We start from the raw sequence: 22,677 nt of genomic DNA, 5'->3' as shown, positions 1-22,677 counted from the left end.
CGGGATGTTCTTGATCGGATTCTTGACAGGAGGGATGCCGGATCGAGTTCCACGGTGGATTGTCCAACGCAATCAAAGCTGATCCATCGACCCGAAGCAGGAGACGTTCCGACGATGGCATCCCCGCTGTCCGACACATCCCAGATCCAGGGCAACGTCCTGCGGCCGTTCCGGGGCGACCACCAGGCATTTCTCTTCCTGTCGTTCCGCAGCGACCGGGGCGGCGCGCGCACCTGGCTGACCGGCGCCGCCACCCGCGCCAGCGGCCACGACGACGTTCCCCAGGTCCGTCCCGCGCCGGGCGACACGCCGCGGCTCGCCCTGCTGAACGTCGGCTTCACCGCGTCCGGCCTGGCCCTGCTGCACCCCGAGGTCTCCGGCGACCTGGTCGGCCACGCCGCGTTCTGGCAGGGACCACTCGGCACCCGCCTCGACGACGACGGCGCGGTCACCACCGCGCCCGCGCTGCTCGGCGACCTCGGCCCCGGCGACCCGTCACAGTGGGTGATCGGCGGCCCCGGCCGTCCGGTCGACGCGCTGCTCACCGTCGCCGCACACGAGGCGGACACGCTTCAGGACGCGGTCGAGAGCGAGGTCCGCGAGGCCGCCCGGCACGGCCTCGAAGTCCTGCTCGTCCAGTGGGGCGACGTGCTGCGCAACGACGGCGGCAAACGCATCGAACACTTCGGCTTCGCCGACGGCATCTCGCAGCCCGGCGTCCGCGGCTTCCCCGACACCGTCCGGCCCGGCGCCGCGGTCATCGCCGCCGGCGAGTTCGTCCTCGGCTACCCGGGGGAGCGGCGGCCGCCGTCCTGGACGCCGCGCCCGACCCCGGCGCCGTGGATGCGGCACGGCTCCTTCCAGGTGTTCCGCCGGCTCCGGCAGAACGTGGCCGGCTGGTGGGACCACATGGCGACGCTCGACGACAACCCTGACGACGCCGCCGCCCGAGCGCTCGGCCGGCACCTCGACGGACGCCCGCTCGCCGCGTCCGCACCCGACAACGAGCTGAACGCGTTCACGTACCACGGCGACGACGACGGCACCCGCACCCCGCGGTACGCGCACATCCGCAAGGTCAACCCGCGCGAGGACGGCGTCTTCCGCGACCGCGGCCACAAGATGCTGCGCCGCGGCATCCCGTTCGGCTCGCCCCTGCCCCGCGGCCAGGCCGACGACGGGCAGGAACGCGGCCTGCTGTTCAACGCCTACATGGCCAGCATCGAAGACCAGTTCGAATACGTGCAGCGCCGGTGGGCGACCAACCCCGGTTTCCCCGCCTCCACCCTCGCCGCGTACGGCCGCTCGGCGCCCGGCGTCGACGGCCTCGACCCGGTCCTCGGCGCGAGCTCACAGATCGCCTCCGAAACCCTGGCCCCCGACGTGGTCCAGGCCATCCCGGCCGCCGGCTTCGGCGGCTTCGTCACCACGACCGGCGCGGTGTACGCCTTCGCCCCGTCCCTCCGCACCCTCCACCTCCTCGCCGGCAACACCATCGTCGGCGGCTGACGGTCTCAGACCGCTCGGGGCTTCTGCGCCGAGCGGTCAATCCGCTGAAGCAGGTTCTCCAAGTCGGCACCGCCCTCCGCGGCGATCCAGTCGGGGAGCTCCGGCAATGGTGGCCCAAGAGGAAGTAGCTTGCCGGTCAGGCGATGGTATGCGCGGCGGTATTCGATACTCGGGGCACGTTCATACAGGGTGCGGTAGATCTCGGCGGCCGTGATCCGGGCCTCCTCGTCGCCTGGATCGAGTTCGCGCACCGCGTCCAAAAGGGCAGCAACCTCGTGGGGCTCGTTCCACTCCTGCATGGCCTGGCGCAGAGATTTGATGGCTGTGTGCCGATCCAAGGAATTGTCACGGACTCGTAGCCGGATCGACAAGAGCGATGCACTGACTTGGACGTCTCGTTGTTCCTGTTCCTCAGCGATCTTCAATGCCTCGGCATTGAGCCTGTCGGCCTCCGTTGGCTGATTCGTTTCCAGGTGTAGGCGAGCCAGGCGGTGTAGCCAATCGCAAAGATAGTAGGGAGCGTTGAGTTGACGCGCCAACTCGATCGCCCGTTCGAATAGGTGCTGGGCCTCCGCAGTATTGTCTTTGGCCTCGGCGATCGCGCCGAGATTCGAAAATTGGTCTGCCACCATCAGGAGGTCGCCTAACTCGGCACCAACTCTGAGTGCGTGGAGCGCGCAGGTCCGTGCCCGCTCGAAATCACCCTCGTAGCGATAGATTTCTCCCATGTTCCCGACGGCGATGGTGGCATTGTGCCCGGCTCCGATTTCGCGCGCTACCTCCAGTGCATATCTGTAAGAAGCAATCGACTGGGCATGGTCTGCGCTGCGCATCAGAGCCAGGCCTAGGTTGACTGCCAGAATCAGCGTACTTTGCCTGTCGCCAGCTTCCTCCGCCGTGGCCAAAGCCTTCCGTAGGTACTCCTGCGCGCTGTCCGGGTGTCCCGTATTCAGATACACCAACCCGATGTGCCCGAGAGCCGCGCTTCTCGCGGCAAGATCGCCGATTTCGGTAGCCATCGAAAGATGGCGCTGAGCCATCTCGAAAGCCTCCGTGTACGATCCTTGGCGATAGAGAGCAAAAGTGATTCGGTCCATGGTCCGGCACTGGCCTTGGACGTCGTTGAGTCGCTCGAATTGGGTTAGAGCCCGTTGCAGCCAGGTGACTGGTTCATCATCGGAACGGGTGTATGTTAGAAGATCTCCGAGCTGCCGTTGGGCGCTGGCCAAAACGTCGAGACGATCATTCGCTCGTGCAAGTTGCATCGCCTGTCGGTAGTGATCTTCAGCCTCAGTCCACTGCCCGGTGTGCTGGTTGACAGCGCCGATCTCGACGTGAAGTTCCGCGCCTTCTGCCGCTGGCAGTAGTGGGAGTAGCAATCCGTAGTAATAAGTCGCGGTTTCGTTGGCGAAGATCATCTTGGCGCGATCTCCGGCGGCTCGATACCACACCCGCTGCTTGTCGCTGCGTTCCGTCCGTGCGTAGTGATGTGCCAGTACATCGACATACTGAGGAAGCCGGTCGGAATAGACTTGCTCGATGAATTGTCCGATGCGTTCATGTAGAGCAGCCCGCGTGTCGTAGGTGATGCTCTGGTATGCGGCATCTTGCGTGACCGGATGCTTGAACTCGTACTCCACCTCAGCCTCGCCTGGCACTCGCAGAGTCAGGTCCAGGGCCTGTAGGCGATCTAAGTGGTCGGCTACCTGCTTGATCGTTCCGGCAGCCGGATATGCCGACGTGATCCACGGCGGCTGGAAACGCCGCCCGATCACGCTGGCGACCTTGATGGTTGCCTTCTCGTCGTCACTGAGTTCGTCGATGCGAGCCATGACCAACCGCTGAAGGCTGTCGGGTACTCGCAACGTGGCGAGGGCGCGAGGGTCTCCCGGGTCGACTCCCCGGCCGTGCAGGTAGCTGACGAGTTCTTCGATGTAGAAAGCGTTTCCGCCGGCCTGCTCGGAAATCTGCCGCAGGACCTCGGGGGCAACCTGACTTGCCTGACCGTAGCGTTCACGGAAGCGAAGGGAGGCGAGTTGTTCGGCGTCTTCGCGGGTCATCTGATCCAGCCGCAGATCGACGAGATGCGATCGGCTGGTCAATCGGACGGGCATCGGCTCCCGTGAGGTCGCTACGACCAGCACTGGTAGGTCCGCGATGTTCTGAACGAGATACTCCAGCAACGCTGATGAAGCGGGGTCAATCCAGTGACAGTCCTCCAAGCGCAGGATCAAAGGCCCAGCCGATGCATGGTCGCGTAGACACGCGAGCAGCGTGGAACGGAGTAATTCCTCGCGTCCGGCGGGCTCGAGTTGTGCCGTCAGCTCAGTATCGGGCATTGGCAGGTTGACCAGGGCGGCGAGAAGCGGCGTTCGCTGGCCTGAACCGTCATAAGCGGCGACTCGCTCAGTGAGCGATGACAGTTGCGCCTCGATGGAAGCGTCTCTGTCTATTCTGAGTAGCTCTCGCCAGATCGGACGCCAGAGGAGGTAGCTGGTGCTGCGGCCTTGGGATCGGGCACCGCCGATGAATTGAGCGAATCCAAGCTCCCGGGCGATTCGGCATGCCTCGTCGGCAAGCCGGGTTTTTCCGATGCCGGCTTCACCGTGCAGCCATACCAGTTGCCCACGGCCGGACTGTACGTGCTGTGCGAACGCTTTCAGAAGTCGCATCTCCGCCGTGCGGCCGACCAGCGGGCCCTGATCAGGTATCGATTCAGGAGCCGGCCCGATCTCTCGTGCCTCGTGCACTATCCATACCGGTACAGGGCTTGCCTTACCTTTGGCGCTGACGGCTGCTGGACGCACGTCGAGTACGACGTCGCGTACTCGATTGTACGTGTTCTGATCGATGAGAAGGTGCCCGGGCGGCGCTGCTTGCATGAGACGCGCAGCGAGATTCACGCTGTCGCCTACCACCGCGTACTCCCGGCGGATGTCCGACCCTACCTCGCCGCAGAAGACCTGGCCGGTGGTCACGCCGCCGCGGTAGGGCCCGCCCTGCAACGCAAGTAGTTCGAGGCAGCAGCGGATTGCCCGCTCTTCGTCGTCTTCGTGGCTGACCGGTGTGCCGAAGACAGCCACCAGCACGATGCCCTTGTCGTCTGCCATCAGGTGACGAAGGTGACCGCCATACCGACTTATCACACCCACGCCGGCAGCAAGAAAGCGCTGTAGTGCGTCGGTCGTCCGATGGTCGTCCAAGGACAGGTCGGGGAGACGGACGAAAGCGGTACTCACTTTTCGGTGCTCGTTGACCAACTCATTCCGCCCCGACCGCAGCCGCGCCCGGATCGCGGGATGCAGGAATGGCGTGAGCAGTTTCTCCAGATCGGCGACCGGGGACTGCGGCGCCACCAACAAGGGGTGCACTTGCGCCTCGGCCATCTCCAACAGCACGTCATCAACGACGATCTCCCCGCGGTCCGCCCGATGCAGAGCTTGCACCGAACGATCCAGCGCGGGTCCTGCGACCAGATGCTGCAGCCGGATGGCAGGGTCCCCAAGGATCATCAGACGCAGTGGGCCGGCCGCCAAGCCGACGCGGATCTCGAGGGCTCGTCGGCCGTTCGGGGTAGGAACGGGAGCGACCGATGAAGTCGCTTGCCGAATGAGTTCCGCGCAGTGGATCGCCCGCCGGGCTACTGCAGCCGCCGAGTCGGTCGAATACCGGAACATACCGACCAGGGCGTCGCCGGCGAAGTCCACGACGCTACCGCCAGCATCCGTGATGGCCTCAGCTGTGAGTGCGAACCAGCGATTGATCACCGAGGTAAGGCGTTCGGTGCCATAACTGCCGGACCCCGCGAGACTTTCGGCCATGGCAGTGAACCCGGCGACATCGGCGAAGAGGACTACCGCGTCATCGTCTTGGATCATCGGCGGATTGCCGACAGTTTCAACGGTCCTGAGTAGATCGATGGCATGCTCTGGCAGGTAAGACCGCCAGGTCGCGGTCAAATGATCCGCGGACTGGGCGCTGGGACGGGAGGGATCATCGGCCATGCCCGGTATGGCCACCCTTCGGTCTTGACGTCGGATCATCCGGTCGTCGGTGAGTTTGCAGTTCAGCCTGGGGGATGCGGAGAAATGACTGGTATCGCGGCCAGCGAGGCGGCCTTCGAGTTGATCGGTGCGTGCAACCACGCCCTCCGGTTCGCGGTGGGGGCTCCTCTCGACCGCCCATATGCCAAGGTCGACCTGTCGACGACCAATCCAGCTCCGGCGCTGTATCGACGGCTGCAGGTCGTTTCCCCGCCGCCGACCCGCGACGGCGAGGCCTGGCAGAACGGTTTGACCGTGGAGGACAAGCCGTTCGAGCCGAGCGAGCTTCCCCGCCGCCTCGCGGAGGTGCAGATCACTGAGGGTACGCCCTCACTGGACCTGCCTGATCCGGAGAGGATCGTACTCGACCGATGGATCAGTATCCCAGGGCAACAGGCGACGATGGAGTTCTCCAGCTCGGGTGATGATCGTTATGTGCTTGCCGTGCAGTACTGGAACCCGGTTCCGGCGGGCGAGCAGAGCGTGACGAAAGAGCTGCAGTACTACGCGACGTACCGGCTGGACTTCGACCGCCCGCCGGCCGACGACTGGATCGCGGTCAGCTTTGATGCGTTCTGGCCGCCGGAGCGGGACAGCGCGGACCTGCTGATTCCGCTCGGGGAGTGCGACGAGCACTGCCCTTCGAGCAGCTGAGAAGCGACGGAGCCGCCGCCCGGATCTCGGGCGGCGGCTTCATTTGCCGGGGTCAGCGGGGGCAGAGGCTGTCGCAGGCGTGCAACGGGATGAGCACTTCGGCGCTGTCGCGCTCGCTCGGCCAGAAGGCGTCGAAGCTGACCGCGACCCAGGAGGACGCCGGCGGCTTCGTCCAGTTGAGCCGGAGCACCGCCGAGTAGTCGACGTTCTGCGAGGCGGTGTCGCCGGGGCCGCTGATGGGCTGCCAGTACGGGAACGAGAGCAGGTACCGTCGCGGCTCGTCCCAGGACCAGGCTACGGTCCGGGGAGCTCGCGGGATCTCGAACCAGTGATCCAGGACAATTGTCTCCGGCGACGGCGCGTCGAGGTTGTCGATCCCAGTCACGAAGTTCACGTCGTTGTAGTGGTCGAGCGGAGCCGACGGGTCGAACGCCGCGCCGTTCAGTGTCAGCCCGGTCTGCCAGGGTTTCCCGCTCCGGGCCGGTGGCGCCGAGGCGGCCTGCACCCGGCGGAACAGCGACTCCGGCGGGTTGTCATCGGCCAGGCGGGCTGCGGCGTACGGATAGTCGACCTGCGCCGCGAAGATGAAGCGAATCGAATGCACACAGGCGCCCTCCAACTCGAAGAACGCGTCACTCACACCGACACCAGTCATCGCTGCTCTCCCTACAGGCTCGAGTCGGTGGACAGCAGGCGGAGGGCGGCCCGCGTCGGCGTGAACGCGTAGACCGACCCGGTGGTGGTCACGAACCCGCCGAACGCCGCCGACGGCACCTTCTTGACGGCATCCGCCCCGAAGCGCTTCGCGGCCACCGCAGGATCATCGCCGATGACCGGGTCGAAGCCGTCCGGTCCGGCCTTCTTCCCGGACTTGGTGAGTGTCGACGAGGCGACGGACGGATCGTTGGCCCAGCGTCGCTGCAGGAACTCGAACTGGTCCTCGATGCTGGCCATGTACGCGTTGAACAGCATCCCGCGGTCCTGCGAGTCCGGCGCGGACCGGTCCATCGCCGGCCCGTATGGGATCCCGCGCCGCAGGATTCGGTGGCTGCGGTCCCGGAACACCGTGTCGTCGCGTGGATTCATCTTGCGGACATGGGCGTACAGCGGAGTGGTCTTGCCTTCGGGGTCTTTGTCGAAGTCCAGGCCCAGGGGCGTCCCGTCGAGTTTGCGTCCCATCGCGCGGGCGGCGACGTCCTCGGCGGTCTGACCGTTCTCGCGGAGCTGGTTCATCTTCGCCCACCAGCCGGCCACGTCCTGCCGCAACCGGCGGAACACCTGGAACGAGCCGCCCCACATCCACGCCGCGGTGGCCGGGCGATGTCCGAGATTCATCGGCCGCCGTTCCCCGGTGAAGCCGAGCAGGAACTCGCCCGGCGCGATGTCCTCCGGTGTGCCGTGGGCGCCGCGGACGGTGGGCTGCGCGATGCCGTCGGCGAAGCCGAAGTGCTCGGCCCGCTGCCCGCTCGCGGTGCGGACCACAGCGCCCCGCTGCTCGTGCAGGACGGTGAGCCCGGCGCCGGTGAGCGCCTGACGTTCCCTCTGTACGCGCTGCTCGAGCGTCGTCTCGTCGTCGGCGGCGAGGGTGAGCAGCGCGTCGACCGGCGCGCGACCGGGCCCGCCGACGACCCACTTCGCGGGGTGGGCCGCGCCGACGTCGCCGAGCAGTGTCGGCGTGGTGGTGAGGCGGCCGGCGTCGTCGAGCCGGTTGCCGAGCGGGCCGAGCCAGAACGCCTCGTACGGCACGAGGTCCGCGGCCACCTCGGGGTGCAGCGTGACGAGGCCGGTCGCGGTGAGTCCGAGACCCATCATCGCGGCCCCGGAGGTTCGCGCTGCCGCCACGTCCGCGGTGGTGTCGACGCGGCCGGCGGCGGTGGTGAGCCAGGTGCGTGCCTGGGCCCGATTGTTGCCGAAGGACACGAAGAGGTAGGCGTGGTGCTGCCCGCCGAAGGCTCGCAGGATGTTGCCCTGGATTTCCGACTCGTCGTCGAGCTTCGGCGCGGCGGTGGTGCCCGCCTGGGCTGCCGCCGGAGCGGGGGTCAGCACGTCGGTGAGACCGGTCGCCGCGGCGCCGGTGAGTCCGATGACGCCCAGTCTGCGGATCGCCTCGCGGCGGGAGAACGCGCCCCGGGCATGATCACCGGCCACCTGTTCGGCGAGCGCACGCCGTCCGTCCGTCATGAAAACCTCCCCGCGGGTGCTGAGAGTCCGATGTGGATCGTAGGCGGGCCGGGTCGGCATATCTACCCCGTTCGATGAGTGGCGATCCATGCGGTGGCGAAGTCGACGAGGTGCGGCTGGGACATCAGGCGCGCTGTGGCGTTGCCGACCCGGCCCGTGGTCACGGCGCCGGTGGCCTCGTAGTCCGCGCCGAGCCGCCCGAGTCGGAGGTGTCGCTGACCGAGGAGTGCACCAGGACGGTGTCTCCGGCGGCGAGCCCGAGCGTGCGCAGATCGTCGGAGAGTGACGTGACGGTGTGCGGGAACTCCTGCGAGGGCGTGCCATGAGTGTCGATCACCGGATAGAACTTAGACATGCTCCAGCGATACGACGAGCGCAATGCCGACCTGCGCTATTGGGTGAACGGCCGGCTCCTGCACCGGGACGAGCCGGGCATCTCGCCCTTCGACTCGGTGGTCCAGGGCGGCGACGGGGTCTGGGAGGGGCTGCGCCTCTACCGCGGCGCGATCTTCGGGCTCGGCGCGCATCTGGCCCGCCTGCGCCGCTCGGCGACCGCCCTCGGCTTCGGCGTCATCCCGTCCGACGACGCCATCATCGAGGCAGTCAAAGAGACTTTGCGGGCCAATCGGATGTACGACGGGGTGCACGTCCGGCTGACCCTCACCCGTGGCCGCAAGGTGACCAGCGGCATGGATCCGCGACTGAACACCGAGGGTCCGACTCTGATCGTGCTGGCGGAGCACAAGCCACCGGTCTACGACACTGCCGGGCTCACGCTGGTCACGGCGAGCGTGCGCCGCCCGGGCCCGGACGTGCTCGACCCGAAGATCCACCACAACAACCTGCTGAACTCGATCCTCGCCAAGATCGAGGCGAACGTGGCGGGCGCCGACGACGCGTTGATGCTCGACGGGCGCGGCTTCGTCGCGGAGACCAACGCGACGCATCTGTTCGCCGTCGCCGGCGGTGCTCTGGTGACGCCGACGACGGCTGCCTGCCCGGAAGGGATCACCCGGCAGACGGTGCTGGAGCTGGCCGCGGCCGACGGCATCCCGGCGGCCGTGCGGGACGTGTCGCTCACCGAGATGTACACCGCCGACGAGGTGTTCTGCACCGGCACGATGGGCGAGATCGCCGCGGTCACCACGATCGACGGCCGGATGATCGGGACCGGTCAGGTGGGGGAGCTGACGCGGCGGATCGCCAAGCGCTACCAGGAGCACGCGGCGGCCAACGGGGTCCGGATCTCAGACGAGACGGTGCCCGGCTAGCTCGGCGTAGTACGGACGGGCCGCCTCGACCAGGTGCGCGAGGCGGTCCGGCACGGCGGCCGGCCGTGGATCGTAGGGGGCGAAACCGCGGGACGCGTTCACCGCGTCGTACCAGAAAGGCGCCCACACCCCGTCGGCCGGTCGCGGACCCGGCGCCCAGGTGAGCATCGCCGGATCGAAGGCGATGCCGAGAGCCGCGCAGAGCCGGCCCAGTGTCCCGGCCGGGTCACGCAGCACGTCCGCCGCGTCGACGACCGGCCCGCCGTACGCCGCGAAGATCTCCGCCTGCTGCGGGAAGCCCAGATCCTCCAGGGTCGGCTCGCCGCGCACGCGCGCGTAGGAGGCGACCACGTGCGCCGGATCCCGGATCAGGAACGCGTGCGTTAGGCCGCGCAGCCAGTCACGCCCGATCCCCGGCAGCAGGTGGTGCGTCATGTGCTTCTGGTACTGCACGGCCGGGTCGCCGGGCAGCGGACCGGTCAGCGCGGCCGCCACGTCCTGCCACCGCCGGGGCTGACTCGCCAGGATCGCGTCCCGACCGGGATGGTCGATCCCGGTCACGTCGAGGTAGTGCGCGTAGAGCGGCTCGTCGACCACCACGGTGTCCGCGCGCTCGCCGAAGCTGCGCATCATCGCCGTCGAGATGTTCCGCGGCCCCGACCACATCGCCACCCTGATCGTCATCCGACCATGGTTGCACCGATGTGTTTCCGTGATCGGTCACCTCGGCCTCTGTCCGTAGCGGCGTCGCGGCGTGAGAATGGGCGGGAACCGGGTACAGGAGGCTCTGGCGAAGGAGGGCGCGGCGATGATGGCGATCGTGATCCTGTTGTGGCTGGCCGCGCTCGCCGTCGGGGTGTGGGCGGTGTGGCCGTCGTCAGCGCGGGCGGCCCGCCAGGCCGAGTCGGTCGCCGAGCCCGTGCGGCCCTCACCGGACAGTCTGGAGGGCGTGCTCGTCGCCCACCTGATGCGCCGCGAGATCAGCCCCGAGCAGTACCGGCGCGCCGTCGAGGGCCTCGCCGCCCGCGACGACCGGCGGCATCCGATGTCCGTGCCGGGCGACGAGGTGTGATCGGGCCGGCCCGGCTGCAGCGCGTTGCGCAGGTCGCCGTGCCCGCGTCAGGCTTCTGATCGGAACCGGTCGAAGAGCCCACGCTGGATGGTGACCGTCGACGACCACTCGGGATCCGCCACCCGCCAGCGCAGCAGATAGGAGCGGTTGCGGACGGCGGGGATCAGGGCGCGGCGTTCGTGACGGATCGTGGCCGGCGCCGGGTTCCAGAGATACTCCCACTCGGCGTCCAGGGCGATGCGACGGTAGCCGGTCAGGGGACGGGCGGCCTCCTGCTTCCGCCAGTACGGGGCGGCGGCCTCCGTGGTGACGCTGCGTACCGTGAGAGCCTGGTGTCCGGTCGGGTCGCTGAAGCAGACGCCGCTGTCGCCCCGCGAGTCGGTGTCCTCGGGGGAGCGGCGCCAGCCCCGCGGCAGGGACAGGGCAAAACCGGTCGGGTCGCGGAACCAGATCCAGCCCGGCGCAAGGTCCGCGGGGGCCCCGGTGGTCGCGGCGGCCACGACATTCCCCGGGGCGCCGCAGGGACTTGTCGCGACGGCCATCAACGGTTCGGTGCCGCCCGGGACCCGGGCTGTCGCCGACACCGCCGGCCGCATCGCGGCCGGGGAGATCCGCTGTGGTTTCTGGCCGGGATCGTGACCGACGACGATCACGGCGGCGACGAGAGCGACGACGGCGAGCGACGCCAGGACCAGCCGGGAGCGACGGCGAGGCCGCAGGGCCGCGCTCAGCCGGGGCTCGATCTGCGCGGCGGACGGGCGGCGGGCCGGATCCTTGTCGAGCAGCGCCAGGATGATCGGCGTCAGGGGCCCGGCCAGCTTCGGGGCGTCCGGCGGGTCCTCGAGCAGCGCCCGCAACGAGGTCGCCGCGTCACCGCGGGCGAACGGCGGGCGGCCCTCCACCGCGGCGTACAGCATCGCCCCGAACGACCACAGGTCCGACGCGACGCCGGCATCATCCGATTCCAGGCGCTCCGGCGCGATGAAACTCGGCGAGCCGAGCCGCGGATCCGGTCCGTCCTCGGCGCCGCTCACGGTGGCCAGTCCGAAATCGGTCAGCACGACCCGGCCGTCGTCAGCGAGCAGCACGTTGTCCGGCTTCACGTCCCGGTGCAGGACTCCGGCGGCGTGCGCGGTGCGCAGGGCGGCGAGCACGGCCAGGCCGATCCGGGCGACTTCGCGGTACGGCAACGGCCCGCCCTCCCGCACGACCCGCTGCAGCGATCGGGACTCGACGTACTCCATCACGATCCAGCAGCGTCCCCGCCGCCACACCACGTCGAAGATCTTCACCACGCCCGGATGGTCCAGCCGGGCCGCCGCCCGTGCCTCCCGCATCGCCTCCGCCACCAGCAGCGCGGTGGACGGCACGGTGATCTCCTTGACCGCGACGGTCCGCAGGAGCAGGTCGTCCTCGGCGCGCCAGACCTGACCCATCCCGCCCGTGCCGACCACCTCCAGCAGCCGGTACCGGCCGCCCACCCGATCGTCGGTGTTGTCCACGCCGCCCATCCCGCACCCCCGAACTCCTCGTCTGCGCAGGGGGTTCGGAGCGGTGGTGGGTGCGGATGGGTTTTCCACAGAAGTCGTTCGTCCACAGGCCACCGACATGATCATCGAAAGCCTTGGGACAATCGCATCGGGGGGCGCCCCTGCGGGTCCGGCCCAGCCGAGCCTGGCGCGCCCCTGCGGATCCGGCTCAGCCGAGCGTGACCTGAGCCTCCAGCGGCGCCGTCGGCGTCGTCGCCGCGGGCGCCCGCTCCACGGTGACCCCCACCGCGCTCGCCGTCGGCAGTTCCTCGACGACCTGGGTCGACACGGCCTGCCCTTCGCCCAGCGCCCCCGCCGACGCCGGCACACCCCCGCGGATCGTCCACAGCTGGTAGACCTTGCCGGCCTCGGGCGCCTTCGCCGCGTTCAGCAGGATCACCCCGGCGTCGCGGCTGGCGGACGTGGCGACCCGGACGCGACCGCCGCCGAGCAGGGCCTCCTCGTGCCAGATGACGTCCGGGGCGGTGAGGATCGCGGCGAGCACCCGCTCACGCCGTACGCGCTGATCCTGAATGGCATAGACAACTGTGCCCGCGCCGACGGCCGCGAGAACGACGGCGGCCGCGGCGACCCACCGCAGCCGGCGTGGCGGCTTCGCGGCGCGCTGCTCCGCGGCGGGGCCGAGCTGGCGGGTCCCGGCGACGGCGGCCAGGACGTCGTCGCGCAGGGCGGGCGGCGGCGCCGACCAGGAGTCGGCGGCGAGCCGGCCCGCCGTTTCGCGCAGTTCATCGGCCTCGATCCGGCAGGGCTCGCACTCGCGCAGGTGCCGGTCGAAGGCGGCGCGTTCGAGGTCGTCGAGGGCGTCCAGCGCGTACGCGCCGACGAGCGAGTGGATGTCCGCGTTCACGCCGTGACCTCCACGTCGAGGCAGTCCCGCAGGCGGATCAGGCCGTCGCGCATCCGGGTCTTGACGGTCGGCAGCGGCACGTTGAGCAGCTTGGACACCTGCGGGTACGTGTGACCCCGGTAGTACGCGAGCGTCACCGCCTGCCGTTGCAGCTCGGTGAGCCCGTCGAGGCAGTCGCGCACCTGTTCGCGTTCGAGGCGGCCGGTGACCTCGTCGGCGACGGTGTCGTACGGCGTGTCCAGCGACGCCGCGCCGACACTGCGGGTCCGGTCGGCCGCGGCCTGCTCGGCGCGGACCCGGTCGACGGCGCGGCGGTGGGCGATCGTGAGGATCCAGCCGGTCGGTGTGCCGCGGGACGGGTCGAAGCGGGCCGCCGAGCGCCAGATCTCCACCAGCACCTCCTGCGCGACCTCCTCGGACTGCGACGGGTCCCGCAGGACGCGCCGGATCAGGCCGAACACGCGCGGCGCGACCAGGTCGTAGAGCCGGCCGAAAGCCTTCTCGTCGCCCTTGGCGACCGCTTCCAGCAGCACGCCGGTGTCGTCTGCCATGGCTCTCCGTCTCGTCGGGGCCGCCTCAGGATACGTTTCCGCAGGCGTCCGAGGGGTCCTGCGGACCGATGCCGTGGGACGACCCGGGCGGGCGGACGGTAGGTTCGGGCGCGTGATCGTCGTACGCTCCCTGCTGCTCTTCGTTCTCGCTGCTCTCGCCGAGATCGGCGGGGCGTGGCTGATCTGGCAGGGCTGGCGGGAGAACCGCGGGCTGTGGTGGGTCGCCGCCGGCGTGATCGCGCTCGGCGCGTACGGTTTCGTCGCCACCCTGCAGCCGGAGGCGAACTTCGGGCGCATCCTCGCCGCGTACGGCGGAGTCTTCGTGGCCGGCTCGCTCGCCTGGGGAGTGCTGGTGGACAGGTTCCGCCCGGACCGCTGGGATCTGATCGGCGCCGGCATCTGCCTGGCCGGTGTCGCCATCATCATGTACGCACCCAGGAGCGCCGCCTGATGCGACTCGGCCCGCGGTTCCCGGTCGACGACCGCGTCCTCAGCGCCCTGCACGCCCGGGCATTCGGCGGTGACCCGGCGGTGGCGGCACGTCGACTTCGAGCCGCACCTGGAGCACTTCTACCTGGACCGGTGCGGTTTCCGCCCGACCCCGGCCGGCCTGATCGCGCTCTGACGGAGAGCTAGTCTGACTTGTCGTCTGGTTGGAGGAGTTCGTCGTGCCCCGCCCCCGCAGTGCCGTCCGGACCATCGAGCATCCGGACGTGTCGGACGTGTCGCTCCAGCAGCTGCTCGACGCGCTGGTCGACCCGGTGCGCCGCTCGATCGTCGTTCAGCTGGCGCGCAGCGAGGCGGAGAAGAGCTGCGGATCCTTCGACACGAACGTGTCCGATTCCACCCTCACCCATCACTTCGCGGTGCTGCGCGAGGCCGGCCTGATCCGGCAGTACTACGCGGGCACGACCAAGATGAACGCGCTGCGCGCCGACGAGTGGGAGGAGCGTTTTCCGGGCCTGTTGACCTCGGTGCTGTCCGCTTCCGCCGACGATTGATATTCCGATGGCCGTCAAAGTTTGACGGTCATCGAAGATAGCGCGTAGCGTTCCGGTCATCTGCTCCCGTGGCCAGAACGGAGTCATCGTGGCGAGGATCGTGCAGTTCGACCGGCTCGGCGGGCCCGAGGTTCTCACAGTGCGTGAGATGGAGGTCGGCGACCCGGGCCCGGGTGAGGTCCGGCTCCGCGTCGACGCCATCGGTCTGAACCGGGCCGACGTGATGTACCGCGAGGGCGTCTACTTCGTCCGGCCCCGCTTCCCGGCCACCCTGGGTTACGAGGCGGCCGGCGTCGTCGAGGCGCTCGGCGAGGACGTCGGCCATCTCCGGGTGGGCGATCCGGTCGCGGTGGTCCCCGGGTTCTCCCTGACCGAATACGGTACGTACGGCGACCACGTGCTGGTGCCGGGCGCGGTGGTGGTTCCCCGCCCGGCGACCGTGGACGCGACCACCGCGGCGGCCGTGTGGATGGCGTACGTGACCGCGTACGGCCCGCTCGCCGAGACCGGTGAGGTCCGTCCCGGCGACCACGTGCTGATCACCGCCGCGTCCAGCAGTGTCGGCCAGGCCGCGATCCAGATCGCCAGGCACGTCGGCGCGGTCCCCGTCGCCGCGACCCGGACCGCGGCCAAGAGGCAACGGCTGCTCGACGCCGGCGCCGCCCACGTGATCGTCACCGACGACGAGGACCTGCCCGCCCGGATCGGGGAGATCACCGGGGGAGAGGGTGTGCGGCTCGCCTTCGACCCGGTCGCCGGGCCCGGCGTCGAGACCATCGCGCGGGGCATCGCCCCTGGTGGGAGCCTTGTGGTCTACGGCGCGCTGGACCCGCGGACCACCCCGCTGCCCCGGGCGCGAAGCTATCCGGCGCTGTCGACCCGGACGTACACGCTGCACGAGATCACCACGGATCCGCAACGTCTGCGCCGCGCCGTCGCGTTCGTGAACGCCGGGCTCGCGCTGGGCTCGTTCACCCCGGTGATCGACCGGACGTTCGACCTGGGCGAGATCGCCGACGCCCACCGCTACCTGGAGGCCAACGGGCACGTCGGCAAGATCGTCGTCACGGTCGCGCACTGATGCCGGGGGTCAGTGTCGTCAGGCGGCGGTGGTGACCTGCTGGTCGAGCAGGTCGTCGATGGCGGCCGGGGGAAGCGGCCGGGCGAAGTGGAAGCCCTGCGCATACCGGTACCCGAGCTCGTGCAACCGCCGCGCCTGCGCCGCCGTCTCCACGCCCTCGGCGACCGTGTACAGCCCCAACGTCTCCGCGATCCCGGTCAGCGCGATCACGATGGCCTCCTGCTGCGGCCCGCCGCCCAGCCCGTCCACGAACGACTTGTCCACCTTGATGGCGTCCACCGGGCAGATCCGCAGCAGCCCCAGCGACGAGTGGCCCGTCCCGAAGTCGTCCAGCGCGATCGTCACCCCGAGCGCCGACAGCGCGTTGACGGTGGCGAGCGCACGGCCCCCGGCGAACACGGCGGTCTCGGTGATCTCGACGGTGAGCCGCGCCGCCGGGATCCCGTGCCGGGCGATGGCGCCGGCCACCACGTCCACCAGACCCGGGTCGAGGAGCTGCCGGGCCGACACGTTGACCGCGATTGATCGCAGCGCGTCGCATCCGTGCCGCCGGCTCCACGCGGCCGCCTGCGCGCACACCGTGTCGATGATCCACGCACCGAGCTCCACGATCAGCCCGGTGTCCTCGGCGACCGGGATGAACTCGGCCGGCGAGATCGTCCGCCCGTCCTTCGACCAGCGGATCAGCGACTCTACGGCGACCGTCCGCCCGTGCGGCAGCTCGACGATCGGCTGGTAGAGGAGGTGGAACTCACCCGCGGTCAGCCCCCGGCGCAGATCCGCGGCGATCGTCGCGCGCTGGGTCAGCCGCTGCTCCAGCGACGCGTCGTAGCGGACCACGCGCGCCCCGGCGCCGCTCGCCGCCTCGCGCAGTGCGATCTCGGCCTGCCGGTAGAGGTCGTCGGCGCCCGAGGCGACACCGACGGAGACCTCCATCAGCACGTCGTGCCCGGCGGCACGCAGCGGCTCGGCGCCCGCCGCGGCCAGCCGCTCGGCGACGTCCACCGACTCCGGCAGCAGCAGGCCGAACTCGTCGCCCCCGAGGCGGGCGATCACCGCACGGTCGCCGAAGACCAGACAGAGACGATTCGCGTACGCGATGAGCACCGCATCACCGACGGCCGACCCCAGCCCGTCGTTGACCGCCCGGAACTCCCGCAGGTCGAGGAGCACCACGGTGTTCGTCCCGCCGGCCCGGGCCACCGCGGTGGTGAAGTGCCGGCGGCTGAACAGCCCGGTCAGCTCGTCGTGCGCGGTCTGGCGCGCCACGGTCCGCAGCAGCCTCCCGTTCTCCGCGAGCGCCACCGCCTGCCGCGCCACGACCAGCAGCAACAACAGCGTCGTCCCGGCCACCTGGACAGTGCTCAGATGCCCGGTCCTCAGGAACACCGTCGCCACGAGCAGGCTGGTCAGCCCGGTCGCGACCAGCGGGATCGCGGTGCTCCGCCGGTGATCGGGCAGATCCTCCGCGGGCAGTGGGGTCTCCTGCGCGCCGGCGAGGTGACGCTGCTGGGCGCGTGCGGCGAGCACGCCGAACAGGCCGACGAACGGGAGCACCGCGGCGCTGCCGTTGAGGTGCGGCCACGGCTTGAGCAGGGTCATCAGGACCGTGGAGAGTGGCCCGGCCAGCCCGATCGGGGCCAGCCACCACAGCGCCGCGCGCGGGACCGGGCTGCGGCGCGCCGCCATGATCTTCACGACGACGGTGGCGCCGGCGCCGGCGATCGCCATCACCGCGATGTTCAGCCACCACGCGGACGTGCTGACGCCGAATCTGTTCATATACCAGCCGACGTACTCCGAGGCGGCGATCCCGAGGGTCACCGCGACGACCGCCACGTCCAGCACCGCGGTGGTCAGCTGGCGCCAGGAGCTGCCACCGCCGGGGAGCCGGAGCAGGCCGGCGATGGCCAGGACGGTGCCGATCACGTACAGCAGCAGTGTTCGCGCGCCGATCGGCGGCATGCCGGTGAACGGCATCGTGACGAGGTCGGCGATCTGACTGATCGCGGCGATCAGGATCGCGCCCAACGCCACGGACAGGCGGGCCCAGAAGGTCCGTAGCTCGCCGGCTGTTCGTCGGGAGGCGACGCGGAACGCCCAGACGGTCGATGCGACCCCGGCCACCGCCGGGCCCCACACCAGCAACCGCGGGAAGCCGGTGCGGGTGCCCAGCAGGATCAGCAACACCTCCGCCACGGCCATGACCAGGGCGAGGGGCGTCAACCAGCCGCGCCAGCGGGCCAACTCGCGCCTCCCTCGTCATGGACTGTCCGTCGCATGGTCAGAGATCGGCACGGCTGGTTGCGAGTTGAGGGTCTTCGGGTTGTTGCGGCACTCCGCGTCCCGAAGGTCCCCGCTGATCAGCGCGGTCGCGGCCCGGGACCGTGCGGCCAGTCGGGGCGGCCCGGGCCGCCGGGGCCACCCGGCCACCGGGTCGCGCCGTAACGCTGGACGGTGAGCTGCCACAGCCCGCGGTACGCGCCACCGGCACGGTCGCAATCGAATCGCGTCCACTGCCTCTGCTGACGGCCGGTGTTGCCGGCCCATTGGCAGTCGGACGGCGCGGGGAAGTACCCGATCGTGTCGAAATCGCGCGGCGGCTGGGGTGCGGCGTGCGCCGCGGGGATCGGCCCGGCCAGCGTGCACAGGCCGACCACCAGCGCCAATACTTTCGACCTACTCATTTTCCCACTTCTTCCGTATTCGGGTTCGGACCCATTGAGTGAAGCACGGAAGAAAGGGGGAGAAATGCAGTTCGGTGCTTTCTGCCTGATTACTTTGGGTGGCCGGAATACGACTCCGGAATGCGGGTAATCCGTTTCCTCACACCGTGGCCAGGGTGTCGGCGACCTCGTCGACGAGTTCCCGGGCGAGGAAGCCCGTGCGGCCGCGGCGCGGGGTCAGCCGCTGCCCGCTGACCGCGTGCGCGAACGCCGCCCAGCACGCCGCCTGAGCCGGCTCGGCGCCGCGTCCCAGCAGGCCGGCGACGATCCCGGCGCGTACGTCACCGCTGCCGGAGGTGCCGAGCCCGGCGTCGCCGCTCTCCTCCCGCCACACCCGCCCGTCCGGGTGGGCGATACGGCCGTAGAGCGAGACGACTGCCTGATAACGATCAGCCAGCGCCCGGCTCGCCGCGGCCAGGTCGTCGCCCGGCTCGCGGCCCAGCAGATGCTCGGCCTCGGTGAGATTCGGGGTGAGGACGGCTCGGGTCTGCGGCAACAGTCCCGCGTCCTTGCTCAGAGCACCCAGCGCGTACGCGTCGAGCACCACGCCCGCGTCCGGATTCGCCGCATCCAGCACCTGCCGCATCAGCGCGTCGGTCTGCCCGATGTCGTCCAGCCCCGGGCCGATCAGGATCACGTCGGCCTCCGCCGCGAGTTCGGTCACCTGCTCGGGCAGCGGCCCGCCGCCGGACGGGAAGCCGACCACCTTCGCCTCGGGCACCGCGATGCTCAACGAGATCGCGGCCTCGTCGGCGACCGCGAGCTGGAGCCGGCCGGCGCCCGCGCGCAGCGCCGCCTCCCCGGCCAGCAGGACCGCGCCCGGGTTGAACCGGGACCCGCCGATCACCAGCACCGTGCCCCGGGACAGTTTGCTGTCCCCGGGATCGGGCAGCGACCAGTCGCGCAGCACCTGCGGGGTGATCACCTGTTCGTCAGGCCGGTTCGGCACGGACTTCCTCCTGTTCGGTCGCGGGGGCACCGTGGTCCTCGAGGTGCCCGGCGTCGTTGAAGCGCTCCGGCGTCAGGCGCACGCCGTCCCCGGACCACGAGCTGATCGAGCAGTTCGCGATCGCCTCGCCGCGCGCCAGCGTCATCAGCTCGGGCTCCGGGACGTTCTCGGCCAGCGAGCGGACCAGCCACACCGTGGCCTCGTGGGCGAAGAGCAGGATCCTGCCGTCCGGGTGGTCCTCGCGCAGCTCCCGCAGGAGCGAGCGCAGACGCAGCAGCACGTCCGCCCAGCTCTCGCCGCCCGGTGGACGGTAGTAGTACTTGCCCTGGTGGGAGCGGCGCAGCGCCTCCTCCGGGTGGCGGGCGTGCACCCCGGCGTTGGTCAGCAGGTCGAGGATGCCCAGCTCCCGGTCGCGCAGGCGCTCGTCCACGATCAGCGGGACGCCGAGACCGTCCAGTGCCAGCTCAGCCGTCTGCCGCGCCCGCAGGTAGGGCGAGACGACGGCCAGGTCGGTGCTCAACGCCGTACGGCGGAAATGGTGGTGCAAGGCCTGAGCCTGTCGACGGCCGGTCGGCGAGAGCGGCACGTCCGCGTCCCGTTCCGCGATGTCGATCACCTCGGCGCCACTGCGCTCCGCCTCGGCGGCGGCTATGTTGCCGACACTCTCGCCGTGCCGCACGATTCCCAGCCATCGGAAGTCTTTCATGCGGCTGCTGTACCCGGATCCCGGGAAAAGATGGCACATCCGGCGATCAGGGCCGGGCCGGATCGTCATATCGGTGACAGCGACACATGCTCGGCAGGGAGGATCCACGATGAGGTACGCCATCCTGATGCACTACGGGGAGCCGGCCGACGGCGAGCTCGCCGAGGAGACGATCACCGAGGCGCGGCGGCAGTTCGACATCTACGCGAAGGCGCTGGAGCAGGCCGGGGTGCTCGTGTCGGCGGACGTGCTGCAGCCGGTCCTGGCCACGACCACCGTCACCCGCCGCGACGGTGAGCTGCGGGTTCAGGACGGGCCGTTCGCCGAGACGAAGGAGGTCCTGGCCGGCATCTTCCTGGTCGACGTCGCCGATCTCGATGCCGCGATCGGCTGGGCCGGCACGTGCCCGGGCGCGCAGTGGGGCACGATCGAGGTGCGGCCGGTGGCGACGGCGTTCCTGGACGGCCGATGGTCGAACTGACGACGCTCGCGGCGCGCGACAGCTACGGGCGGCTGCTGGCGCTGCTCTTCGCGGTGACCAGCGACGTCGCCGCGGCGGAGGACGCGCTGGCGGACGCGTTCGAGCGGGCGGTGCGGACGTGGCCGGAGCGTGGCACCCCGGGCAACCCCGACGGATGGCTGCTGACGGTGGCGCGCAACCGGCTGCGGGACCGGTGGAGGTCGGCCGATCTCCGGCGGGTCGTCCCGCTCGAGGAGTCCCGCGACGCCCCGGCTCACCTCGACGAGCTGGACGTCGACGCGATCCCGGACCGGCGCCTCGAGCTGATGCTCGTGTGCGCGCATCCGGCGATCGACCCGGCGGTGCACACGCCGCTCATGCTCAACACGGTGCTCGGGTTCACGGCCGGGCAGATCGGGCGCGCCTTCTCGACGCCGGGCGCGACGATGGCGACCCGGCTCGTCCGGGCGAAGCGGCGGATCAAGGCGGCCGGCATCCCGTTCCGGCTGCCCGATCGGGGTGACCTGCCGGGGCGGATGACAGCGGTGCTCGAAGCGGTCTACGGGGCGTACGCGATCGACGCCACCGGCGAGGCGCTGCATCTGGCCGGCGTGCTCACCGAACTCGCCCCGGACGAACCGGAGGCACACGGGCTGGCCGCGCTGATGCAGCTCAGCGCGGCTCGGGCCGAGGCCCGGACGGACGGGGACGGCCGGTTCGTGCCGCTGGGCGAGCAGGATCCGGCGCGGTGGGATCGCGAACTGATCGAGCGGGCGCATCGGCATCTGCGGCGGGCGCACGCGTGCGGCCGGCTCGGGCGGTTCCAGCTCGAGGCGGCGATCCAGGCCGTGCACTGCGTGCGGCCCGCGAATTGGCGGTCGCTGCTGGCGTTGCACGAGGTGCTGGACTCGGTGGCGCCGTCGCTCGGTGCGAGCGTCGCCCACGCCGTCGTGGTGGCCGAGGTGGAAGGCGCCGCCGCGGGGCTGGCGCGGCTCGACGCGCTGGCAGGTGACCGATTCCAGCCGGCGCGGGCCGCTCGGGCGCATCTGCTCGAGCGGCTCGGGCGGGTGGGGGAGGCGGTTACGGCGTACCGGATGGCGATCGAGCTGACGAGCGACCCCGCCGAGCGGGACTACCTGAAGGAACGCCTGGTGCGGCTCGACGGGTAGGAAATCTCCTGCACCGGCCAACCCGGCCTGGCGGGAAGCGCGGCCCAGCATCCCCGAGCATCTGCGGCTGGTCAGGGACGCCGGGCTGGTCAGGGAACGGCGGGCCGGGCGGGAACGGGTCTACTCGCTTCGGCCCGGCCCCTGGCTTGAGTGTCGCTGCGGCTCAGAGCGCGGCGAACTGCGCCGCCAAGCGTTCACGCGTGACGTCTTGCTCCCGGTCGGTGGCGACCCACCAGGGGCAGGAGACGTGCACGGCCACCACCCGGCCGGTCGCCAGCACCCGCCCGCACGCGGCCAGCACCTCGTCCGCGGACGGGCCGCCCGGGACAGGGAACTTGAGCCCGGGCAGGTCGGCGGGGTCGATCACGTCCACGTCGACGTGCAGGACCAGGGCGCCCGGGGGCAGCGCGTCGACGGTCACCTGATCGACCGGGATCCGGCCGGTGGCGCTTGTCGCCAGATACTCCGCCTCGGCCGGGTCCAGGTCACGCGCGTTGACCAGCACCGCGCGCTCCGGCCCCAGAGGGCGCAGGCCGAACCTGTCCGCATACCTCTCCGGATGTGCCCCGGTCACCAGCCGCAGCGACATCCCGCCCAGGTAACCGGAGGTGCTCGTCTCCACCGTGTGCACGTCGCCGTGCGCGTCGAACCACACGATCGCCGGATCCGCGCCTGCTCGCTGCGTGCCCGCCACCACGCCGCCACCGACCAGGCAGTCGCCGGAGAACACCAGCGGGACCTCGCCGCGCGCGACGGCCGGCGCCACCGCCGCCGCTGTCGCGTCGCACAGCGCCGCGACCTGCTGCCAGGCGTCGCCACCGGGGAAATCCGGCTCGACGGTGATGTCTGCCCGGACCGGGATCTCCACCCGCTCGTCCTGGTGATAGGGCACAAGGATCGTAGTCAC

At 70.2% G+C, this 22,677-nt stretch carries 23 protein-coding genes; 9 read left to right on the top strand and 14 right to left on the bottom strand.

Going from position 1 to position 22,677, the window contains the following annotated elements; genetic code table 11:
* The first annotated feature begins 114 nt into the window (after positions 1-114).
* A complete protein-coding gene (locus tag Acy02nite_RS37885) occupies positions 115-1,509 on the top strand; it encodes a Dyp-type peroxidase (RefSeq protein ID WP_203752595.1) in 1,395 nt (464 codons plus the stop codon).
* Positions 1,510-1,514: 5 nt separating this feature from the next.
* Here the strand turns inward: Acy02nite_RS37885 and Acy02nite_RS37880 are convergent, their stop codons facing one another.
* Positions 1,515-5,513 carry a tetratricopeptide repeat protein gene (locus Acy02nite_RS37880; protein WP_203752593.1) on the bottom strand — a complete coding sequence of 1,333 codons (3,999 nt, stop codon included), beginning with the start codon at positions 5,511-5,513 and terminating at the stop codon, positions 1,515-1,517.
* 84 nt (positions 5,514-5,597) lie between these two features.
* Here Acy02nite_RS37880 and Acy02nite_RS37875 point away from each other — a divergent pair, with 84 nt between their 5' ends.
* Positions 5,598-6,206: a hypothetical protein gene (locus Acy02nite_RS37875; protein WP_203752591.1), complete on the top strand. Its 609-nt coding sequence runs from the start codon at positions 5,598-5,600 to the stop codon at positions 6,204-6,206.
* A gap of 52 nt (positions 6,207-6,258) precedes the next feature.
* Here the strand turns inward: Acy02nite_RS37875 and Acy02nite_RS37870 are convergent, their stop codons facing one another.
* From Acy02nite_RS37870 to Acy02nite_RS37855, 4 genes are all read right to left on the bottom strand, one after another.
* On the bottom strand, positions 6,259-6,861 hold the full coding sequence (locus Acy02nite_RS37870; RefSeq protein ID WP_203752589.1) for a hypothetical protein: 603 nt from the start codon (positions 6,859-6,861) through the stop codon (positions 6,259-6,261).
* 11 nt (positions 6,862-6,872) lie between these two features.
* Entirely contained in the window at positions 6,873-8,387 is a 1,515-nt protein-coding gene (locus tag Acy02nite_RS37865; RefSeq protein ID WP_203752586.1) for a Dyp-type peroxidase, read from the bottom strand.
* Positions 8,388-8,449: 62 nt separating this feature from the next.
* On the bottom strand, positions 8,450-8,551 hold the full coding sequence (locus Acy02nite_RS37860; RefSeq protein WP_239175562.1) for an AAC(3) family N-acetyltransferase: 102 nt from the start codon (positions 8,549-8,551) through the stop codon (positions 8,450-8,452).
* Positions 8,548-8,742 carry a hypothetical protein gene (locus Acy02nite_RS37855; RefSeq protein WP_203752583.1) on the bottom strand — a complete coding sequence of 65 codons (195 nt, stop codon included), beginning with the start codon at positions 8,740-8,742 and terminating at the stop codon, positions 8,548-8,550. The genes Acy02nite_RS37860 and Acy02nite_RS37855 overlap by 4 nt, the downstream gene beginning before the upstream one ends.
* Here Acy02nite_RS37855 and Acy02nite_RS37850 point away from each other — a divergent pair.
* A complete protein-coding gene (locus Acy02nite_RS37850; protein ID WP_203752580.1) occupies positions 8,741-9,658 on the top strand; it encodes an aminotransferase class IV in 918 nt (305 codons plus the stop codon). The two genes, Acy02nite_RS37855 and Acy02nite_RS37850, sit on opposite strands and share 2 nt — an antisense overlap.
* Here Acy02nite_RS37850 and Acy02nite_RS37845 read toward each other — a convergent pair.
* On the bottom strand, positions 9,635-10,342 hold the full coding sequence (locus tag Acy02nite_RS37845) for a sulfotransferase-like domain-containing protein (protein ID WP_203752577.1): 708 nt from the start codon (positions 10,340-10,342) through the stop codon (positions 9,635-9,637). The genes Acy02nite_RS37850 and Acy02nite_RS37845 overlap by 24 nt on opposite strands.
* Before the next feature lie 124 nt (positions 10,343-10,466).
* Between Acy02nite_RS37845 and Acy02nite_RS37840 the strand changes: the two genes are divergently transcribed.
* A complete protein-coding gene (locus Acy02nite_RS37840; protein ID WP_203752574.1) occupies positions 10,467-10,730 on the top strand; it encodes a hypothetical protein in 264 nt (87 codons plus the stop codon).
* 47 nt (positions 10,731-10,777) lie between these two features.
* On the opposite strand, the gene Acy02nite_RS37835 is transcribed toward Acy02nite_RS37840, so the two are convergent.
* The 3 genes from Acy02nite_RS37835 to sigK form a co-directional block, all read right to left on the bottom strand.
* Entirely contained in the window at positions 10,778-12,232 is a 1,455-nt protein-coding gene (locus Acy02nite_RS37835; RefSeq protein WP_239175561.1) for a serine/threonine-protein kinase, read from the bottom strand.
* Between the two features lie 196 nt (positions 12,233-12,428).
* On the bottom strand, positions 12,429-13,127 hold the full coding sequence (locus Acy02nite_RS37830) for an anti-sigma factor (RefSeq protein WP_203752568.1): 699 nt from the start codon (positions 13,125-13,127) through the stop codon (positions 12,429-12,431).
* The gene (sigK, locus tag Acy02nite_RS37825; protein ID WP_425548175.1) at positions 13,124-13,795 is read right to left on the bottom strand and encodes an ECF RNA polymerase sigma factor SigK; all 672 of its coding nucleotides are present in this window, start codon (positions 13,793-13,795) and stop codon (positions 13,124-13,126) included. The genes Acy02nite_RS37830 and sigK overlap by 4 nt, the downstream gene beginning before the upstream one ends.
* Here sigK and Acy02nite_RS37820 point away from each other — a divergent pair.
* The 3 genes from Acy02nite_RS37820 to Acy02nite_RS37805 all read left to right on the top strand — a co-directional run bounded on the left by Acy02nite_RS37820 (position 13,791) and on the right by Acy02nite_RS37805 (position 15,760).
* A complete protein-coding gene (locus tag Acy02nite_RS37820) occupies positions 13,791-14,129 on the top strand; it encodes a YnfA family protein (RefSeq protein WP_203752562.1) in 339 nt (112 codons plus the stop codon). The two genes, sigK and Acy02nite_RS37820, sit on opposite strands and share 5 nt — an antisense overlap.
* Before the next feature lie 217 nt (positions 14,130-14,346).
* Positions 14,347-14,679, top strand: coding sequence for an ArsR/SmtB family transcription factor (locus Acy02nite_RS37810; protein WP_203752559.1), 333 nt, complete (start codon positions 14,347-14,349; stop codon positions 14,677-14,679).
* An 88-nt stretch (positions 14,680-14,767) separates the two neighbouring features.
* Complete coding sequence (locus Acy02nite_RS37805; protein WP_203752556.1) at positions 14,768-15,760, top strand: zinc-dependent alcohol dehydrogenase family protein; 993 nt, start codon at positions 14,768-14,770, stop codon at positions 15,758-15,760.
* An 18-nt stretch (positions 15,761-15,778) separates the two neighbouring features.
* Here the strand turns inward: Acy02nite_RS37805 and Acy02nite_RS37800 are convergent, their stop codons facing one another.
* The 4 genes from Acy02nite_RS37800 to Acy02nite_RS37785 all read right to left on the bottom strand — a co-directional run bounded on the left by Acy02nite_RS37800 (position 15,779) and on the right by Acy02nite_RS37785 (position 20,141).
* Positions 15,779-18,007, bottom strand: a complete 2,229-nt coding sequence (locus Acy02nite_RS37800) for a putative bifunctional diguanylate cyclase/phosphodiesterase (protein WP_239175560.1) — start codon at positions 18,005-18,007, stop codon at positions 15,779-15,781.
* Between the two features lie 116 nt (positions 18,008-18,123).
* A complete protein-coding gene (locus tag Acy02nite_RS37795; protein ID WP_203752553.1) occupies positions 18,124-18,447 on the bottom strand; it encodes a hypothetical protein in 324 nt (107 codons plus the stop codon).
* Between the two features lie 139 nt (positions 18,448-18,586).
* The gene (locus Acy02nite_RS37790; RefSeq protein WP_203752552.1) at positions 18,587-19,435 is read right to left on the bottom strand and encodes an NAD(P)H-hydrate dehydratase; all 849 of its coding nucleotides are present in this window, start codon (positions 19,433-19,435) and stop codon (positions 18,587-18,589) included.
* Positions 19,419-20,141: a histidine phosphatase family protein gene (locus Acy02nite_RS37785; protein ID WP_203752551.1), complete on the bottom strand. Its 723-nt coding sequence runs from the start codon at positions 20,139-20,141 to the stop codon at positions 19,419-19,421. Before Acy02nite_RS37785 ends, Acy02nite_RS37790 begins: the two co-directional genes overlap by 17 nt.
* A 109-nt stretch (positions 20,142-20,250) precedes the next feature.
* Here Acy02nite_RS37785 and Acy02nite_RS37780 point away from each other — a divergent pair, with 109 nt between their 5' ends.
* Positions 20,251-20,622: a YciI family protein gene (locus Acy02nite_RS37780; RefSeq protein ID WP_203752550.1), complete on the top strand. Its 372-nt coding sequence runs from the start codon at positions 20,251-20,253 to the stop codon at positions 20,620-20,622.
* A complete protein-coding gene (locus Acy02nite_RS37775; protein ID WP_203752549.1) occupies positions 20,610-21,770 on the top strand; it encodes an RNA polymerase sigma factor in 1,161 nt (386 codons plus the stop codon). The genes Acy02nite_RS37780 and Acy02nite_RS37775 overlap by 13 nt, the downstream gene beginning before the upstream one ends.
* A gap of 163 nt (positions 21,771-21,933) precedes the next feature.
* Here the strand turns inward: Acy02nite_RS37775 and Acy02nite_RS37770 are convergent, their stop codons facing one another.
* Positions 21,934-22,677 carry an arginase family protein gene (locus Acy02nite_RS37770; protein ID WP_203752547.1) on the bottom strand — a complete coding sequence of 248 codons (744 nt, stop codon included), beginning with the start codon at positions 22,675-22,677 and terminating at the stop codon, positions 21,934-21,936.

This window comes from Actinoplanes cyaneus (assembly GCF_016862095.1).
In the GTDB taxonomy this organism is placed as follows: domain Bacteria; phylum Actinomycetota; class Actinomycetes; order Mycobacteriales; family Micromonosporaceae; genus Actinoplanes; species Actinoplanes cyaneus.
This window is presented reverse-complemented; position numbering and strand designations above follow the sequence as displayed.

Coding starts and splice junctions, on each gene's coding strand:
- Acy02nite_RS37885 (WP_203752595.1), top strand. CDS start 115: ATGGCATCCCCGCTGTCCGACACATCCCAGATCCAGGGCAACGTCCTG.
- Acy02nite_RS37880 (WP_203752593.1), bottom strand. CDS start 5,513: ATGGCCGATGATCCCTCCCGTCCCAGCGCCCAGTCCGCGGATCATTTG.
- Acy02nite_RS37875 (WP_203752591.1), top strand. CDS start 5,598: ATGACTGGTATCGCGGCCAGCGAGGCGGCCTTCGAGTTGATCGGTGCG.
- Acy02nite_RS37870 (WP_203752589.1), bottom strand. CDS start 6,861: ATGACTGGTGTCGGTGTGAGTGACGCGTTCTTCGAGTTGGAGGGCGCC.
- Acy02nite_RS37865 (WP_203752586.1), bottom strand. CDS start 8,387: ATGACGGACGGACGGCGTGCGCTCGCCGAACAGGTGGCCGGTGATCAT.
- Acy02nite_RS37850 (WP_203752580.1), top strand. CDS start 8,741: ATGCTCCAGCGATACGACGAGCGCAATGCCGACCTGCGCTATTGGGTG.
- Acy02nite_RS37855 (WP_203752583.1), bottom strand. CDS start 8,742: ATGTCTAAGTTCTATCCGGTGATCGACACTCATGGCACGCCCTCGCAG.
- Acy02nite_RS37845 (WP_203752577.1), bottom strand. CDS start 10,342: ATGACGATCAGGGTGGCGATGTGGTCGGGGCCGCGGAACATCTCGACG.
- Acy02nite_RS37840 (WP_203752574.1), top strand. CDS start 10,467: ATGATGGCGATCGTGATCCTGTTGTGGCTGGCCGCGCTCGCCGTCGGG.
- Acy02nite_RS37795 (WP_203752553.1), bottom strand. CDS start 18,447: ATGAGTAGGTCGAAAGTATTGGCGCTGGTGGTCGGCCTGTGCACGCTG.
- Acy02nite_RS37785 (WP_203752551.1), bottom strand. CDS start 20,141: ATGAAAGACTTCCGATGGCTGGGAATCGTGCGGCACGGCGAGAGTGTC.
- Acy02nite_RS37780 (WP_203752550.1), top strand. CDS start 20,251: ATGAGGTACGCCATCCTGATGCACTACGGGGAGCCGGCCGACGGCGAG.
- Acy02nite_RS37775 (WP_203752549.1), top strand. CDS start 20,610: ATGGTCGAACTGACGACGCTCGCGGCGCGCGACAGCTACGGGCGGCTG.